This is a genomic window from Dysgonomonas sp. (assembly GCF_035323175.1).
Classification (GTDB): Bacteria; Bacteroidota; Bacteroidia; order Bacteroidales; family Dysgonomonadaceae; genus Dysgonomonas.
In genome coordinates this window covers 32,176-50,220 of sequence record NZ_DAOKYH010000011.1, presented here as the reverse complement: position 1 = coordinate 50,220, position 18,045 = coordinate 32,176, and the positions used below count along the sequence as shown (strand labels likewise).

The 18,045-nt window shown below is 35.2% G+C and carries 17 protein-coding genes; 4 read left to right on the top strand and 13 right to left on the bottom strand.

Translation table 11 applies throughout. From position 1 onward, the window contains the following. The first annotated feature begins 18 nt into the window (after positions 1 to 18). Positions 19 to 879 (top strand): sigma-70 family RNA polymerase sigma factor, encoded by an 861-nt coding sequence (locus PKC55_RS13030; protein ID WP_006843542.1) that lies wholly within the window; start codon positions 19 to 21, stop codon positions 877 to 879. 88 nt (positions 880 to 967) lie between these two features. Here the strand turns inward: PKC55_RS13030 and rbr are convergent, their stop codons facing one another. Then, entirely contained in the window at positions 968 to 1,546 is a 579-nt protein-coding gene (gene rbr, locus PKC55_RS13025) for a rubrerythrin (RefSeq protein WP_006843541.1), read from the bottom strand. Between the two features lie 240 nt (positions 1,547 to 1,786). Between rbr and PKC55_RS13020 the strand changes: the two genes are divergently transcribed. Together PKC55_RS13020 and PKC55_RS13015 are read left to right on the top strand one after the other, a co-directional pair. Then, positions 1,787 to 3,487 carry a SulP family inorganic anion transporter gene (locus PKC55_RS13020; RefSeq protein ID WP_291125003.1) on the top strand — a complete coding sequence of 567 codons (1,701 nt, stop codon included), beginning with the start codon at positions 1,787 to 1,789 and terminating at the stop codon, positions 3,485 to 3,487. 115 nt (positions 3,488 to 3,602) lie between these two features. Next, positions 3,603 to 5,288, top strand: coding sequence for a B12-binding domain-containing radical SAM protein (locus tag PKC55_RS13015; protein WP_291125001.1), 1,686 nt, complete (start codon positions 3,603 to 3,605; stop codon positions 5,286 to 5,288). Between the two features lie 152 nt (positions 5,289 to 5,440). Here PKC55_RS13015 and PKC55_RS13010 read toward each other — a convergent pair whose 3' ends face one another. Further along, entirely contained in the window at positions 5,441 to 6,145 is a 705-nt protein-coding gene (locus PKC55_RS13010; protein ID WP_291124998.1) for an SAM-dependent methyltransferase, read from the bottom strand. A 6-nt stretch (positions 6,146 to 6,151) separates the two neighbouring features. After that, on the bottom strand, positions 6,152 to 7,660 hold the full coding sequence (locus PKC55_RS13005; RefSeq protein ID WP_524536946.1) for a hypothetical protein: 1,509 nt from the start codon (positions 7,658 to 7,660) through the stop codon (positions 6,152 to 6,154). 118 nt (positions 7,661 to 7,778) lie between these two features. On the opposite strand from PKC55_RS13005, the gene PKC55_RS13000 reads away from it, so the two are divergent. Beyond that, the gene (locus tag PKC55_RS13000; RefSeq protein WP_324373378.1) at positions 7,779 to 9,146 is read left to right on the top strand and encodes a methyltransferase RsmF C-terminal domain-like protein; all 1,368 of its coding nucleotides are present in this window, start codon (positions 7,779 to 7,781) and stop codon (positions 9,144 to 9,146) included. Here the strand turns inward: PKC55_RS13000 and PKC55_RS12995 are convergent. The 10 genes from PKC55_RS12995 to PKC55_RS12950 all read right to left on the bottom strand — a co-directional run bounded on the left by PKC55_RS12995 (position 9,143) and on the right by PKC55_RS12950 (position 18,039). Then, complete coding sequence (locus PKC55_RS12995; protein ID WP_324373321.1) at positions 9,143 to 9,964, bottom strand: glycosyltransferase family 2 protein; 822 nt, start codon at positions 9,962 to 9,964, stop codon at positions 9,143 to 9,145. The genes PKC55_RS13000 and PKC55_RS12995 overlap by 4 nt on opposite strands. 3 nt (positions 9,965 to 9,967) lie before the next feature. Next, the gene (locus PKC55_RS12990; RefSeq protein ID WP_324373319.1) at positions 9,968 to 10,849 is read right to left on the bottom strand and encodes a glycosyltransferase; all 882 of its coding nucleotides are present in this window, start codon (positions 10,847 to 10,849) and stop codon (positions 9,968 to 9,970) included. 87 nt (positions 10,850 to 10,936) lie between these two features. After that, on the bottom strand, positions 10,937 to 11,890 hold the full coding sequence (locus PKC55_RS12985; RefSeq protein WP_324373317.1) for an aspartate aminotransferase family protein: 954 nt from the start codon (positions 11,888 to 11,890) through the stop codon (positions 10,937 to 10,939). A 62-nt stretch (positions 11,891 to 11,952) separates the two neighbouring features. Then, positions 11,953 to 12,648 carry a WbqC family protein gene (locus tag PKC55_RS12980; RefSeq protein WP_291127355.1) on the bottom strand — a complete coding sequence of 232 codons (696 nt, stop codon included), beginning with the start codon at positions 12,646 to 12,648 and terminating at the stop codon, positions 11,953 to 11,955. Positions 12,649 to 12,653: 5 nt separating this feature from the next. After that, the gene (locus tag PKC55_RS12975) at positions 12,654 to 13,766 is read right to left on the bottom strand and encodes a DegT/DnrJ/EryC1/StrS family aminotransferase (protein ID WP_291127353.1); all 1,113 of its coding nucleotides are present in this window, start codon (positions 13,764 to 13,766) and stop codon (positions 12,654 to 12,656) included. Positions 13,767 to 13,772: 6 nt separating this feature from the next. Then, the gene (locus PKC55_RS12970; protein WP_291127350.1) at positions 13,773 to 14,627 is read right to left on the bottom strand and encodes a glycosyltransferase; all 855 of its coding nucleotides are present in this window, start codon (positions 14,625 to 14,627) and stop codon (positions 13,773 to 13,775) included. A 65-nt stretch (positions 14,628 to 14,692) separates the two neighbouring features. Then, entirely contained in the window at positions 14,693 to 15,538 is an 846-nt protein-coding gene (locus tag PKC55_RS12965; protein WP_291127346.1) for a glycosyltransferase family 2 protein, read from the bottom strand. 10 nt (positions 15,539 to 15,548) lie between these two features. After that, positions 15,549 to 16,337, bottom strand: coding sequence for a glycosyltransferase family 2 protein (locus tag PKC55_RS12960; RefSeq protein ID WP_283687599.1), 789 nt, complete (start codon positions 16,335 to 16,337; stop codon positions 15,549 to 15,551). Then, the gene (locus tag PKC55_RS12955) at positions 16,334 to 17,239 is read right to left on the bottom strand and encodes a glycosyltransferase family 2 protein (RefSeq protein ID WP_324373312.1); all 906 of its coding nucleotides are present in this window, start codon (positions 17,237 to 17,239) and stop codon (positions 16,334 to 16,336) included. Before PKC55_RS12955 ends, PKC55_RS12960 begins: the two co-directional genes overlap by 4 nt. 2 nt (positions 17,240 to 17,241) lie before the next feature. Continuing rightward, on the bottom strand, positions 17,242 to 18,039 hold the full coding sequence (locus PKC55_RS12950) for a glycosyltransferase (RefSeq protein ID WP_324373311.1): 798 nt from the start codon (positions 18,037 to 18,039) through the stop codon (positions 17,242 to 17,244). Positions 18,040 to 18,045 lie beyond the last annotated feature (6 nt).

Sequence of the window (18,045 nt, the reverse complement as noted above, 5' to 3'; positions counted from 1 at the left end):
TATTATACATATCTGTATATGAGGCAGTTAAAGATTACAAAGTCAATTACTAATCGCGAGAGCGCGTCATTAGACAAGTATTTACAAGAAATTGGTCGTGAAGATCTAATTACGGTTGAGGAGGAAGTAGAGTTAGCACAGGCTATTAAAAAAGGTGACCGTGCAGCACTCGAAAAACTTACTAGAGCCAATCTTCGATTCGTGGTATCTGTTGCAAAACAATACCAAAATCAAGGATTAAGTTTGCCCGACCTAATTAATGAGGGAAATTTGGGACTAATCAAAGCTGCGGAAAAATTCGACGAAACCAGAGGGTTTAAATTTATCAGTTATGCGGTATGGTGGATTCGCCAATCTATATTGCAAGCTTTAGCGGAACAATCGCGTATCGTACGCCTTCCGCTCAATCAGGTAGGCTCGCTGAATAAGATCAGCAAGGCATTCTCTAAGTTTGAGCAGGAAAACGAACGCAAGCCATCGGCAGAAGAGCTAGCAGAGCAATTAGATATACCGGTTGATAAAATCGCCGATTCGCTGAAAGTCTCAGGGCGACACATTTCGATGGATGCTCCTTTTGTTGAAGGAGAGGACAACAGCCTGTTAGATGTACTTGTAAATGATGACGCCCCAATTGCAGACCGTAAGTTGATAAACGAATCGCTCCAGCAGGAGATCGAACGTGCATTATCAACATTGACAGAAAGAGAAAGTGAGATTATCAAAATGTTCTTCGGTATTGGGTATCAAGAAATGACCCTTGAAGAAATTGGTGATAAGTTTCAATTGACACGTGAGCGTGTACGTCAAATCAAGGAGAAAGCAATTAAGCGTTTAAGACAAAATTCGAGAAGCAAATTATTGAAAAGTTACCTGGGCTAAAAATAAATAGTCGGGTATTAAAAATTATAAAGGGAATTAGTAAAACTAATTCCCTTTTTTTTTGTCAAACTAAATTAGAATTTCTTTTTTAGAAATTCCATTTAAGTGGCTCGAAATAAGCCTGTGGGTGAAGACAAGCAGGACAGGTCTTGGGTGCCACCTTGCTTTTGATTACAAATCCACAGTTGCGGCATTGCCAGTCGATAGCTTCTTCGCGAGAGAAAACGCCATTGCTTTGTACACGAGCCAATAGAGCTTTGTAACGGTCTTCGTGCATGTTTTCTACTTTGGCTATCATTCGGTACATTACTGCAATTTCTTTGAATCCCTCTTTCTCTGCTATTTCAGCAAATGCAGGGTAATCAATAGCCCATTCTTCATGTTCTCCGGCTGCTGCTTCAATTAAATTTTCTTCGGTAGTACCAACTTTTCCGGCAGGATACATGGCTGTTATTTCAACCATACCGCCTTCTAGAAATTTAAACATACGTTTTGCATGTTCTTTTTCCTGATCTGCTGTTTCAAGGAATATTGCTGCTATTTGCTCATATCCTTCTTTTTTAGCAGTGCTTGCAAACATTGTGTAACGCATTCTTGCCTGTGATTCTCCGGCAAAAGATTTGAGTAGGCATTTTTCTGTTTCTGTGCCTTTAATACTTTTTTCCATAACCTTGATGATAGTTTTTAAAAAATGATTTTTACAAATTTAATATTTAAAATCCTTTTCTAAGAAAGAATTCAAATCATTTTATACCTTTGTGCCCTGAAAATTGAACTTCAGGACTTGTTATTACATAATTGAAAGAAGCGAGTATAAGTGCTTCTAAATATTGTAATCTCAGAATATTAGATTTTTTATGCATTTTATAGCAAATAATAAATCACATTAATCCATTCCTAGTTTGTTATGAAAAAAGATTTCCTAAAAGACTTTACCCCTCAGTTATTTATTTCCTTAAAAACATATAGTAAAGAAAAATTTATAAACGACCTGATGTCAGGCCTTATAGTCGGGATTGTTGCCCTGCCTCTTGCTTTAGCTTTTGGTATAGCATCGGGTGTTACTCCCGAAAAGGGTATTATAACGGCCATTATTGCCGGATTTATTATATCGTTCATGGGTGGAAGCCGGGTACAGATTGGAGGTCCTACAGGAGCTTTTATCGTTATTGTATATGGAGTTGTTCAAACCCATGGTATCAAGGGGCTTATTATTGCAACTATTATCTCGGGTGTTATACTCGTACTTTTAGGTGTGTTTAAGCTCGGGAAGATTATAAAATTCATACCATATCCTATTATTGTGGGTTTTACAAGCGGTATAGCCGTTACTATATTTACAACCCAGATAGCAGATGTTTTCGGATTGAACTTTGGCGGTGAAAAACTACCCGGAGATTTTATCGGAAAATGGATAATGTATTTTAAATATTTTGGAACGATCAACTGGTGGAATACACTTATCAGTATAGCCAGTATTTTTATAATTGTGATCACTCCCCGCATTGTGAAAAAGATACCGGGGTCGCTCGTCGCAATTTTGATAATAACAGTAGTTGTATATCTATTAAGAACGTATGCCGGCATAGAAGTGATAGATACTATTGGGGATCGCTTCAGAATCAAGGCTGAGATTCCCGATGCAGAAATTCCGGTTATTAATATGGCTGCAATTATAGATTTGTTGCCCGTTGCCATCACTATAGCAATGCTTGGTGCGATAGAATCTCTTTTGTCGGCAACGGTTGCAGATGGTGTGATCGGAGGGGAGAAGCATAATTCTAATACTGAACTTATAGCACAGGGAATGGCAAATATAGTGACACCTTTATTTGGCGGTATACCTGCAACAGGAGCTATTGCTCGTACTATGACCAATATTAACAACGGAGGACGCACTCCTATTGCCGGGATCGTACATGCAGTGGTGTTGTTACTAATTTTGCTTTTGTTTATGCCGTTGGCTCAATACATTCCTATGGCTTGTCTTGCCGGAATACTTGTTATTGTATCATACAATATGAGTGAGTGGCGTACATTTAAAGCTCTTTTGAAAAATCAGAAATCCGATATTGCCGTATTATTGATTACATTCTTCTTGACGGTAATATTTGACCTTACAGTAGCGATAGAAGTTGGACTACTATTAGCTGTTGTCTTATTCTTGAAGCGAATAAATGAGGTTACGCAAGTATCTGTTATAAAAGATCAACTAGACTTGACGGATGAAAGTGAGTTTACCCAAAATGAAGAGATCTTATCATTGCCCGAGGGTGTTGAAGTATATGAAATAGATGGGCCGTTTTTCTTTGGTATAGCCAATAAGTTTGATGAGAGTATGCGCGAGATTGGCGAAAGCTCCAAAATAAGAATTATTCGGATGCGTTTAGTTCCATTTATAGATTCTACAGGATTACATAACCTGACCAGTTTGTGCAGAAAATCAATGAAAGACGGAATACAAGTTGTATTGTCTGGAGTAAGGCCGGAAGTGCATGCTATGATAGAAAAGTCGGAAATCCCGAATATGATAGGAGAGATTAATATTTGCGATAACATAAACCTGGCTATTGCGAGAGCAAAAGAGATACTCGAAAATGAAGATTAGAGCATCCAAAGCTCAACGTATCATCAGAGGTCAGAGGGTAAGCCATATTGTTTAATTGATTAAGTTACGCACGATGTATAAATGTATTATGAGTTAATCATAGTATCTTTACATAATGAAAGTATTACTGACCACGCTCAATGCTAAATATATACATACTTCGCTAGCTCTACGATGGTTGTATGTAGCCAACAAAGATAAATTCGATATCTCGTTTAAGGAATATGTAATAAAAGAAGAGATAACTACAATTGTAGACGATCTTTTATTACAGAACCCTGATGTCATTGGTCTCAGCGTATATATCTGGAATGTGGAAAAGGTGAAACTTTTGATTGATTTGATCAAAGAAAAAAGTCCACAAACCATTGTAATCGTAGGAGGCCCCGAGGTTACTTATGAGCCTGATTATTTTGTGGAAAATTGGAATGTCGATTATCTGATTAGCGGGGAAGGTGAATTTGTACTAGGTGAATTACTTACGGCTATAAGCACTAAAAGTAAGCCTATTATAGATGGTGTGTCGAAAAGAGGATCGGTAAGTAAGATTGTTGCTAAAGCTGATTTGGAGAAACTGGCATCTTTACCCTCTCCATACCAACTGGAAGAAGATAAGGAAAATATGAAAAACAGATTACTGTATTTCGAAACATCTCGAGGTTGCCCTTATCAATGTCAATACTGCTTGTCTTCACTCGAAAAAGGAGTCCGTTATTTCCCCAAGCATCATATTGTAGATAATCTGTCTTATTTTATCCAAAGTAACACCAAACAAATCAAGTTTCTTGATCGTACCTTTAATCTGAATAAGGAACATACACGATTTGTATTTGATTTTTTGATTGATCATTACCGCCCGGGGTTAAGCTGCCAGTTTGAAATATATGCCGACTTGCTGACTGATGAATCAATAAATTACCTCAATAAAAATTTACCGGAAAACTATTTCAGATTTGAGATTGGTATTCAATCTACTTACGAACCTACCAATATTGCAGTAAGACGTAAGCAGAATTTTGAATTGCTGGCAGGCAATATACAAAAGCTGATGGATGGCTGTAGAATAGATTTGCATTTAGACCTTATCGCCGGATTGCCATACGAGACTTATGAGCGATTTGTAAAGTCGTTTAATGATGTCTTTCGTTTGAAGGCGAAAGAATTGCAGCTTGGCTTTCTAAAGATGCTGAGAGGTACATCTCTTAGACGTAATGCTGATAAATATGGATACAAATACAGCCTTCTAGCTCCATACGAAATAGAGTCGAATAATGATATTACCCACGAAGAGCTGGAACGTATACATGATGCCGAGCATGCTCTCGAGAAATATTGGAATAGCGGGAAGTTTAGCCGTACCATGCAAGTGTTGACCGACATGTATTATAAAGATCGATATTTCGAGCTATTTGATGAAATAGGGCAGTATTATAATTTACATAATCTTCCGCATCATGGTTATCGGTTAGAAGATATATTTTTGTTTTTGCACAACTTCTTATTATCCCGAGGCATTGATTTGTTTACAGAGTTAAGAACAGACTATTACTGTAACTTTAAGATACGTCCGCACGGATTTTGGAACGATAAAATAGAAAAACGAGAAAGAAAGCAGCTGCTGTATCAAATAGGGAATGACAAACCATTTTTACAAAAATACGGATTGAATAGAAAAATCATAGAAAAGCAAGCCGCTATTGATATTGTAGAAAATAGTGACAATGAATATTTATTGACTGTTTTTCTTCAGAAGGATAATAGTGTAGAGCATTTGTTTCTCTCCTATACATTTAAAGAATAATATTATCTTATTGATAGATATTGTTCTTTGACATGATTATCTTTTCAGTAAGAAAAGTGACATTAAAAAAACTATATAAAAGTGTCACTTTTGTCACCTTATGTCTGTAATCTGTTGTTTGTCAGCTTGATGAAAAAGTGACATTAGTTACCTTATTTATATAAAAGGAAGATACATAGTTGTTTTGCCATATCGGGTAATTGCTTTGCCCATTGTTTTACTGAGAGAGTTCTGATATACTCATTTTCACAAGTTATATTCATAGCAATACACAGCTTTGTGGAAGGCGTACAATGCTTGATAATATCTTCAACCAGCTTCTGATTACGGTAAGGGGTTTCTATAAATATCTGTGTCTGGTGCTCGTGATGTATTAGATTTTCAAGTTGTTTGATCTTTCTGATACGTTCAGCTCCATCGATAGGCAAATAACCGTGAAATGCAAATCCTTGTCCGTTAAATCCGGATGCCATAAGCGAAAGAAGAATAGACGACGGTCCTACTAACGGGACTACTTTATAATTCTTCTTCTGGGCAATAGCTACGATGTCGCTTCCCGGGTCGGCTATCGCCGGACAGCCCGCTTCGGATATAATACCCACATGAAATCCATTTACCATAGGGTTGAGGTAATTCTCGATGTCTTCAGGTTTAGTATGCTTATTCAGCTCGTAGAAGGTAAGTTCATCTATATTGATGTTGCTCTCTACCTTTTTCAAGAAACGACGGGCAGAGCGGATATTCTCCACAATAAAGTATTTTATTTGTAAGATGATCTCTTTGTTGTATGTAGGCAATACCTGTTCGATAGAAGTTTCTCCTAGTGTGACGGGTATGAGATATAACGATGCTTGCATAGCACTTTAGTCTTTTAGTTTATATAAATAATAGGTTTTGAATTTATCTTCAATATATGTGTCTACTATCTTATAATTCTCATTCAAAGCCGGTAAGTTGAAGAAATAGTCGAAGTTGAGAGAGAATTGGGATAATATGATGAATTGGACTTTTTTATTTTCTATGTACTTCGTCTGCTCATCCCTCATTTCGGGATAGATAGAATGAGGTAGATTTGGTGAAATAAAGTATTTGACATTCGGTACAATATTCGCTTTTGTAAATACGCCACTACCGAGGTCTAAACCAAGATTGAGCAGTGTGGGGTTGCTTTCTTTCATTACAATGTTACTAAAAAGAAAGACAGGATTGTTCGGTTCTTCTTTTCTTAATAGTTCAGCTTTGGATAATGAAAAAAAGTTCTTTTCTCTTATTCCTATTCCAATAGCTAATACAAAGAAGAGGATATAAAAATACCATTTGGGTTGTAGTTTTAGGAATTTGCGAATAATATCTACTATTGCAATTCCCCCTAATAAGCTGAAAATGTAATAAGGAATAGTATAATAGTACATAAAGAGAAATGTCATAGATATCATAATATGTACAGCAAAGAAAGACAATATGATCGAGGCTTTGTATAGTGTATTACGAATATATTTTGTAGGAAAGTAAAAAGAGCCTGTATAGATAAAGAAATAAGTGAGTGGTTCAAATCTTATACGTTGATAAAATCGTACAACAATTAATTCTACCATCTCATTCGCATTAAATCTGGCATATTTACTATTCAATACAATATATGTATTCCAAGCATCAGAAAGAGCATTATTGTATAAAAAATAAACTATTATGGGCAAGAATAATATTAGTAGTCCTACAATATAGGCAAGAATATTCTGAAATAAGTTTTTATAATTTTTTCCTATGATAAGATTAATAAATACAGCTACCAATGGAAAGAACCAAAAAACAACTAAATTGATTTTTATCAGTATGGTTGCAGCACACATAATACCATGAATAAGCATGATTAGAGGTTTATGTGTTTTGCTATTGTCTTTAAAATGTGATAAAAAGAAGAAGAGACTAATCGTTGCAAATACAAGTATCATTTCTTCTGCCGAACCTCCTTCCAATATATGTGGCAAGGTGAATAAAGGATAGATAAGAGCTACGATGAATGCATATATTTTATCTTCTATATATAGCTTGGCTGTAAAATATCCGGCACATATCATAAAAGCCCACATCAGCGCTTCAATGATATACATTCCAAAGAAGGTTGTGTTAGAAATAAGATACGCTATTCCATAAATGAAAAATATTAGTGGTCCCTTATGATCAAATAATTCAGAGTAAATAATTTTTCCATTAAAAATTCCTTTTCCAATTGTAAAATATAGATTTATATCATCCCATTCATTAAAAGGGTATAACGGTGACATTTTAGAACAAAAAAACAGTAAAAGAAAGGAGTAAACGAAAAGTATAATTAGTGTTTTTTTCTCTGAAATTATTTCTTTTCTTATCATTAATTTAAATTGTTACTTTGAATCGAAAGTAAAAGTAAAGAATATTATTCAAAAGAATAAATAATTGTATTTATAATAGTTTTGCAAATTAATATAACTTTGTAGTAAATATATGATAATGGATTTATCTTCTGACTTTATTACCCGTACAAAAGCTCTTCTAGGGGAAGAATGGGATGCTTTTGTACAAGCACTAAACAGTCAATCTCCTACGAGCATTAGAATAAATAATCATAAGACCGAGAAACCGTTACTCGATAGAGTTCTGTGGTCTCAATCAGGATATTATTTGCCTCAAAGGCCTTCATTTACTTTCGATCCGTTGTTTCATGCTGGATGTTATTATGTACAAGAGGCCTCTTCAATGTTTATAGAACAAGCTTTCAGACAATATATTGCAGAGGATGATGTGCGTATCCTTGATCTTTGCGCTGCTCCCGGAGGTAAATCGACTCTGATAGCTGATATAATGGGAGAGGGTAGTCTTTTAATTTCTAATGAGGTAATCCGCACCAGAGCGAATATATTGGCTGAGAATATAACAAAGTGGGGTAATCCTAATACGGTAGTGACTAACAACGATCCGCAACACATCGGAAAATTGGAAGGCTTCTTTGATTTTATATTAGTGGATGCTCCGTGCTCAGGGGAGGGTATGTTCCGAAAAGATGAGGGTGCAACATCGGAATGGTCGATAGACAATGTCAAGCTCTGCAAAGAGCGGCAGCAACGTATTTTGGCTGATATATGGCCTGCTCTCAAAACTGACGGCTTGTTATTATACAGTACATGTACATACAATGTAGATGAAAACGAAGACAATGTACAATGGATTTGTGAAGAGCTGGGAGCAGAGGTTTTACCAATCGAAGTTAAAGAAGAGTGGGAGGTAAGCCCCTCTTTAAGAGATGGTTTTCCTGCTTACCGATTCTTTCCTCATAAGACTAAAGGAGAAGGATTCTTCTGTGCTTTACTTAGAAAGACTTCTGACGAAGGTTCTTTAAAGAGGAGGAAGGATAAAGAGAAAATATCAAAAAGTATTATTCCATTTGATTGTAAAGACTATGTGAAAGATAATGAGTTGTTTACATTCTATTCTCAAAAGAATAGATGGTTTGCTTTTCCTTCACTTCTGTATAATGACCTTACTCTGATAAAGTCGTATCTGAATGTTATTTCAGAAGGAATCTGCTTGGGAGAGGTTAAAGGCAAGGATTTTATCCCGGATCAGTCTCTAGCATTAACTACATGTTTCAATGTTGCGAATTTCACTACTTATGACGTGGACTGGAAAACCGCTATAGCTTATCTACGCAAAGAGACACTATTATTACAAGATCAGCCAAAAGGCTATATTTTAATTACCTACAAGAACAAACCATTGGGGTTTGTAAAGAATATAGGTAATCGTGCTAATAACCTTTATCCACAAGAATGGCGAATACGTTCAGCAAATATTCCTGAGGCTGAGGTGAATGTTATCTAATCAGTTTTTATAAAACCTAGAATACGACCAATTTTAGCAAATACACGGAATCCGTTGTATATCCATGTTTTAGATTTCATTATGTCGGTTACAAACCCATTCTGATCGAGATAATATAATCTTTTGAGTTTTTCTGTCAGTGAGGGGCTAAGAAGCTCATTGCATACTTGCAGCTTCTCTTTGTATATAACTTCTCCTCCTACTTGGGTACTGAATCCTTCCATATTGTAAACAACAATGAATGTATCTACATATTTTACAGGGAGATGATCTAGTGCAATTCCTTGAAAGAACAACTTCCAGTCGGACATAACTTTAAGTTCTTCACTGTATAGCCCGTATTGTTCGAAGTTCGATCTGTGTATAAAGAAGGCCTGATGACATAAGAAACCGGCAAACAAGTCATAGATAGCAAAACGCCAATCACGACCTTTGTACGATTTATCTGCCTCTAACTTTCCTCCAACTTCCATATAAAAATTTCCGCAGATAAAAGTTTCGTGGGGATCATCATTGAATATATCATGAAGGACATTCTCATTGTATAATACATCGCCAGAATTGAGAAAATATAGATATTCGCCTTTAGCCTGTCGGATACCTTTATTCATAGCATTGTAAATACCAGTATCTTTTTCACTTACCCAGTAGCTAATCTTGCTTTTATATTGATCTATTACATCGATACTGCCATCTGTAGACTGACCGTCAATAATGATAAATTCATAGTCGAAGAAAGACTGTGAAATAACACTCTTTACGGTTTTTTCAAGACCGGTTTTATCATTTAAATTGACAGTTATAATTGATAGTTTCATGATTTACTTTCGCCTCGATTTTATTAAGAAAGGATTTAAGAATACCAGCTTCTGATAAAGTGATAAGACTGTTGCCGCTTTACGCAGGCTATAACCTTTTGCGTAATATATCTGTATTTTATACATTCTCTTTATCCGCTCAATGATTGTTCTCTTATAGCTACCGTTTGTATATGTATTAAACTCATGCAATAAATAAACCATCCAGGCTGTTTGATTTAGAGGTTTTAGAGTAGAAGACATTCCTCCGAGATGTTGCCTATAGACCGCCATATAATCAGGGAGAAATTTTATCTTACCCGATAGTGACACAATCAGTTGAAGAGCGTAATCTCCATTTTTTACAGTATAGTACCAGTCCGGTGTTTTATGTGCATCTTTACGAAAAATGATAGAGGCAGTAAGTAGCCCCCAATCTTTTTGAATAATGTCTGTTGTAGTCAATACATCCCGTTCCATCTCTATATTTTCATCCAAATGTCCGCACATCAGAGTATGTACCTTATGAGAGCACATCGCAAAGTCGGGATTAGCCTCCATAAAATCGACTTGCTTTTGGAGTTTGTAAGGGTCAGTCCAAAAATCATCACCATCACACAGCGCTATATATTTTCCACGCCCGCTATTAATATTGTTTATCCAGTTGAGCATCATCCCCTGATTGGTTTCAGGTAATCTTAATCGTATAATGTCGGGATACTTCTTCTGATATTCTATACAAATAGCACGGGTATTGTCTGTACTGCAATCCTCACCGATTACCAATTCGAATGGAAAGTCGGTTTTCTGCATTACAACTCCTTCTATAGCCTCCGCTATAAACTTTTCATGATTATAAGTAATCATGGAGACAGATACGATTATGTTGTGCTCTTTGTTTATCATTGAATAATGGTGTTCAAACTCTTAAAAGGTGACAAAAGTAACAGGTTTATTATTGTTTTCTGTTGCTACTTTTATATGTATAATAGCCTAGCTATTTATCACATTTATTATTCTTTCCATATCCTCTTCATCATATCGATGATCGCAAGGTAGAGGCAGCAGGTAATTGACTATCTTATATTCGGCAGAGCCTTTTTCTACAAGTTCTAGCGTTTCCTTCCAATATGTAGATACATATATTTTGTTATCAATCAGTTTCTTTCTTAAATCACGATCTTCTGAATAGAACATATAACTCAGCGGGCACGTATCTGAGGGAAAGTTATCATATTCAAACTTATTATCTTTTCCCAAGACAGAATGTAAATAGTTAAAGTTTTTTATCTGTCTTTCTTTCAGATTTTCGTAGTCTATGTTAGATAGCAATGCAGAAGCAAGATTCGACATACGCTTTATTGGTTGACCAACGAGGCTTGCGCAGTAGTCAAGATAATCCTGATAGGCTGCACTGGCATTACCGTATTCGATCCGTTTCATCAAATGTGTCATATGCGGAATAGAGAAGTCTAGCTCAAGCTCTTCATTCAGAAAAGTATCTGTATATAGATAAGCTCCGTCCGGGAGTCCAAAAAATTTGCGTGGAGAATATATTGTGTCGATACCTTCGTAAGGTTTCGAAAAGAAAGCATGTGTATTATCAACTATCAATTGTTTTCCAAATTTTTTGACAAGCTGCAAAACGGTGCAACACTTTATGCCGTAAGTGTCGGAATAAAAAAACACTTCATCTTCTTTTAATTCTTTATAGAAAATAGGATTGAGGCGGAAATCTACAGAATAGAATTCAGATTCGATCCCTAGTTTCTTTATAGGTTCCCAGATAACTTCAGAATTCAAGTAAGGAATATATATCTTTTTATATTTCTTAGCTCTTAGTATATATTCAAGACAATTGCGAGCAGTATTTAGCTGTAATGCTCCTTTATGATAATGTTCTCCTTTGCGAAGTTGAAGTTCGAAGTATCCTCCTATCTCTTTCATGTCTTTAATATTTTCTATGAAGTATTACCATTGATTAATAAGATTTTCGCTTTTTTGTAATGTTAAATCAATTTGTACTCATTTAGCATATCTTGTGTTTCTTCCAAACTGTTGAACATCATAACGTCTATAATCGATAGCCAAGGGATGAAATCATTATTGAATTGTTTATAAGCAACAAGATTGGATGATAAGAAGCGGAGGCTTACTCCCTCTTTCTCGAAGTCCTTTGGATGGTACAGTTCTTGTCCGCCAATTGCATTATAATAATCTTTTGCTCCTAGAGTCTTACATATAGCTATTACCCTATCTTGTCCCGCAAGAGTTTGATCTACATCAATTGTTGATGAAATAATAATTTCAGTATGAATATTCAGATATTTACAAACCTCTTTTATTGAATTATAAATATATAAGAAAAGATTTTTCTCTTCGTAGTTGATAATATCCTCCACAATTGGTATCACCTGCTCAAAATAAGGAGCCTTGCGATATGATTCTCTTATCTGATTTATTAATTTTTTCTTATCAAAAGAATCGGCTACAGAACGATCTTTTATATCCAGATAATCGGAATCTTTTTCTACCGATATTGAGATTAGCGTATCCTTGTTGTTTTGTAGGATGCGATTACGGTTGATCCATCCTTTTTTTGTATATTTTGCATTATCGTATATTACATACTTATCTACGGCATTCATTAGCTGAAAATAGCCAATGTATGGCATAAAATAAGGCTGCATTATTCCTAAAATCATTTTTCTTAAGGTTTATTTTTAATTAGCTCGCATATTTTTTTTACTTCTTCAAACTCCAAGTCAGCATACATCGGTAAGCATACAATTTCTTTAGACACTTGTGCTGCAACGGGCAGGTTGCTAACACTGGCAGAAGGCAGTCCTCTATATGTCGGGAAATCACTTATAAGAGGATAGAAATAACGGCGTCCGAATATATCATACTCCTGCAATTTGAAGTACAGATCATCACGATTCATGCCATAATCGGCAGTATTTACTCGTATTGGGTAATAAGGGTAAGTATGCTCTACTCCTTCGCCGACAGTCATATAAGTGATTCCTTTTACATCTTTCAGCAGGTTGTCGTATAATTTAGCTAGCTCCAGACGTTTAGCGATATAATTATCTACATGTTTCAATTGCAGTGAGCCATAAGCTGCTTGCAATTCATTCATCTTCGCATTTATACCCGGCTCAATAACAGTTGTTTCGTTCCTGAATCCGAAGTTTTTTAATAAATCGATACGCTGTTTCGTCTTTTCATCCTGACAAACAATCGCACCTCCTTCTATTGTATTGTAAACCTTTGTTGCATGGAAACTGAGAATAGATAAATCACCCCAATTCATTACCGACTGTCCATCTTTTTTAACAGCAAAAGCATGAGCAGCATCATATATTACACGTAGCCCGTAGGTGTCTGCTATGCGTTGTATTTCTTCTACATTGCACGGATTGCCATAGACATGCACCGGCATGATGGCGGTTGTCTTTGGCGTAATGGCCGCTTCTATCTTTTCGGGATCTATATTATAGTTCTTGCTATCTATGTCTACAAAAACAGGCTTGATGTTGTTCCACCACAATGAGTGTGTTGTTGCAACAAAGCTGAATGGAGTGGTTATAACTTCACCTGTGATACGTAAAGCCTGTAATGCTGTTATTAATGCCAGTGTCCCATTGGCAAATACAGAGATATGCTTAACGCCAAGATAATCTGCCAGTTCTTTTTCAAACTGTTCATGAAACGGACCATTGTTTGTCAACCATTTATTATCCCATATTTTTTGCAGATAGGGAATAAATTCATCCAAAGGTGGAATTGCCGGTTGGGTAACCATTATTTTCTTGTTCATAATCTTTTACCTAATAAGTTTATTGTATAAGTTTCTAATCCATAAAGGAGTAAAGCTCTTTATTCTGCCTCTAAAAGATTTATCTCCGTAAAGCAAAATTTCGAGTCTCCGTTTATGTTTTGTGAAGGTTTCCGTATAGTTATAGTTTAAATACTTATCGTACTCATTAATCAGCTCGATAACCTTTGCGCACTGGTCTTTTTCGTCCATCTGCGACCATTGTCCGTTATCATGTATCCTATATGCCGAAGTTACGTCTTTGAGATATAGTAAAGGGGCAAATTGTCCCATATACATACCTAGCATCCAATCGGCTATTTCCATATCAAACAGTTTTGGGTCTAATTGCTGTATATGTTTTCCTCTGAATACGCAACAAGACAGATTACCTATGCGGTTGCCCAATGCCAACTGATCGGTAGTGATCAGTTCATAGTCTGTATCAAGATTCCAGTCAAATATTTCTTCTCTATGTTGATCTTCAAACAAGCGTATGTGCCTGTTGTAGCTCATAGAGGAGTTTGGTATCTTCTCCAGATGGTTGATATGATTCTCCAGGTGGGATGCCTTTACCCAATAGTCGTCACCTTCCATGATGGCAACATAGTCTCCTGTACATGTTGCAAAAGCCTGTTGGTAATTGCGTATATATCCTACATTTTGTTCTTTATGTAAATAATGAAAAACAAATTTTGTTTTCGATTCATACTCCTTTATAATCTCTACAGTATTGTCGGTAGAGCAATCGTCGGCAACAATAATCTCAACATTGTGAGATGTTTCCTGCATCAAAATACTCTCCAATGCCGGACGTATATAATTGCTGTGATTGTATGTGATGAGTATGATATTTATTTTCATATTTTGTAAAACTCTGTTCTTACATTCGAATATTGTCTAATGGTCTTTTCTCTGTAAAAATACAGTTATGAAAAGAGCTTTCTTAATACTTTTTGTACAAAACGGAATGGTTTGTATATCATTCTACCCAATTTGTATTCTGGGGTATGATAATGCCAGTAAAGTTCTTTATTGTATGTTTCTGCTTTAATCCGATCTCTAACAGGATTCAAATACTCAAGAAACAAAGGTATATGATTCTTAAACATTTGTAAAAGCATTGCATCATTTTTATCTGTTTCACGGAATATACGCATCGATCGTGAAACTTCTTTTATCCTATAATAATAGTGAAAGTCATTAAGTTTTATAACCCTATCATTCGGTGTAATCAACGAAAGGTAAAAATCCCAGTCCTCTATACCGTCAAACATATTCGGATTGTAACCTCCGGCTTCAAGAAAGTCAGATTTTCGGAATATGGCTGAATTGTAGATTTGGTTCTCTGTAAGCATTTTTTCAAATACAAAATCAGGATTTATCCTTTTTTCATTTACATCGCCAAATAATATTGTATCACTATATATTAGTTTTATCTCAGGGTCTTTTGTAAATGCCTTTATTGCCTCGCTAAAATAATGAGGGCCTAACTTATCGTCTCCATCCAAAGGAACTATATATTCTCCAATAGCTTGATCAACTCCATAGTTTCTGGTATTACAAACCCCGCTGTTTTCTTTCCAAAAATATTTGAACCGCTTGTCTTTTTCTATCCATAGTTTTGCAACTTCTTCTGTATTGTCAGGTGAACCATCATTAACCATAATACACTCCCAATGAGGATAATCCTGATCGAGAAGTGATTGTAGCGCCTCAGGCATATATTTAGCCTGATTATAGCACGGCATGATAACGGATATGATAGGGTTCATAATATAAAGTTTATAGTTTAAGCCATTTTAGTAAACCTAGCTTCTTTAAGTACCTTACACTTATTGATGTTTTTAATTTATATAGCTCTTGTCTTTTATCCATCCAGTCTTTATATAAGGTATTATAGATAGGATAAGAGCGAGCTATATGTTCGTTGCGCTCATCTATAAGCAATTGCTTGTTTGAAGCATTCGAACTGATTCCATCAATATAGAAAGTAGAGAAACAACCATCAATATGTCTGTATGTACATCTTAGCAGGCATATAGCATCCATAAAGAAAGCCCAGTCTGAAGTTATCTTTTTTTCTTCCGAATAATAGCCATATTTTACCAAAAGTTCTTTTTTTATAAAAGAAGCTGTGTGTGGTAGCGTGTCTTCTGCAAAATATTTAAAATCAGGATTGCTAGGATATTGTTTTATATAGCTTGTATTTGATAAACTATCGGCAATTTCCATATCAAAATATACGATATCTTCCCCTGTAATTTGGGATATAATCGATTGTAAATCACAATCCTCTTTTATTACATCTCCACTGTTTACGAACAATATATATTGCCCTGTTGCTTGCCTGATCCCTTTATTCATAGCATTATATATGCCAGAGTCAGGTTCGCTGATCCAAAAGTTTATTTTGCTTTCGTATTTTTTTATAACATCAACACTTCCATCGGTAGAGTTCCCATCAATAAGAATATATTCAATGTCATACAGATCATTAGAGATAACGCTGTTAATCGTTTTCTCTAACCCTGCGGCATTGTTATAGTTAATTGTTACAATAGATACTTTCATCTTATTATAAGTCTCGATATTAATCTTTTGAGTTCATAATAGGCAACCATCGGGCGTTTTTTTATAAACATTGATAAAATAGCTTTGTTTACAAAATCCGGGTATGAAAATTTTAATTTATATGATTGCCATTTGTAATACCAATTCTTGCTATATTCTTTATCTAACTTCAAATGTAGCCTTTTTGCTATAATTTCGGAAACTTTATAACCTTCTAATATTCCCAGTCCTCTATCTTCGGATTTGTTTGATACATTTACCGAATGTGTTCTAAAATAATTTAGATACTCTTTTACTTCAGACACCGTAACTTCTCCCTCACCGCAAAAGCTGCCCCATAATAACCAGTCACCACAGTATTTGAAATTTATAATATTGTTCCACAGATTTGCGGCGATAGCATCTTTCTTGAAAATCACCATACTGGCATTGCAAATAGGATTGCTATATAATAAGTAGTTCTCAGTGAACAGATTGATATCCATTGATAAATCGGGTAGGATAGTGGGTTGCTCCATTACTGTATTGTCCCCTTTGTCAACTATTGTCGTAAGAGCAAAGCAAAGTACTGAATTATATTTAGAAATAGAATCCATCGTTTTTTCAAGAAACGTAAGCTCTGCATAATCGTCACTTTCAGCAATCCAGATATATTCTCCTTGGGCTAACTCAATCCCTTTCTTCCACTGTTTGAATGTAGAACCGGAATTAGTCTCATTATATACAATGTGCGATATATGAGAATTACTTCTATATTCTTCAATTACATCTTTACTATTGTCTGGTGAACAATCATCCAAGATTATCAGCTCAAAGTCCTGGTATGTCTGATTTAGTATTGATTCAATACGTTGTCTCAGATATGGAGCATGATTATAATTGGGAAGAATAACTGATACCATTTTTAGCTGTTTTTAATATCTATTTTCCAGGAGTTGGAATCGCTTGCCGTTTTGAAATAATATATCTCTTCATCTGTTAGATTCTGGTCGTCAATATACCACCCCTTATGTTGTGCTGTATAATCTCCGGCTATTCTTATTGCCGAATAAAAATTCAACAAATTATATTGATATTGTGGTGGATATAAAGCAAACGTTGTATCCAGTTCATTCAAATACAAATTTTCTCCAACGAGATTCTCCCAATGCTTTTTTTCCCACTCTAAAACTTTTGCCTTATGTTGGTAATAGTCAGGAATATCATCAATCTTGAGAGCAAAGCCAACTTTGGTAATATGTTTATTATTATCCAGTATCCTTATCATTTTATGCAAATATTCTACCGGTAGATTTGCGTTTGGGATAATATCCGAATCTGTTACAATATGATATCCTTTAGAGTATTTCTTATATAAATCTTGATTTTCCCAAAAAACCATGTGACCATAGTTTTTGTGCATATATTCTATCTTAATATCCTTTTCGATCTCTTTATAGTATTCTAAAAGAGGTGGATATGTTGAATTGTTATCAACTATAACAATGTTTTTATGTCTTCTTCCCTTTAAAAACTTTACAAGGATTTTTAAATCGGCGAGACGGTTATAATTAATTATAATTATAGGAATAATCAGAGGATCATTTTTTTGTTGACGAACTGTCTTATTGAAAAGATAGATCAAAGAATTCTTTCGACGATTGTAGATATACTCTTTCCAAAAAGAATATGAAAACAAACTCAAAAAAGTAACCCTTTTCATAAATAA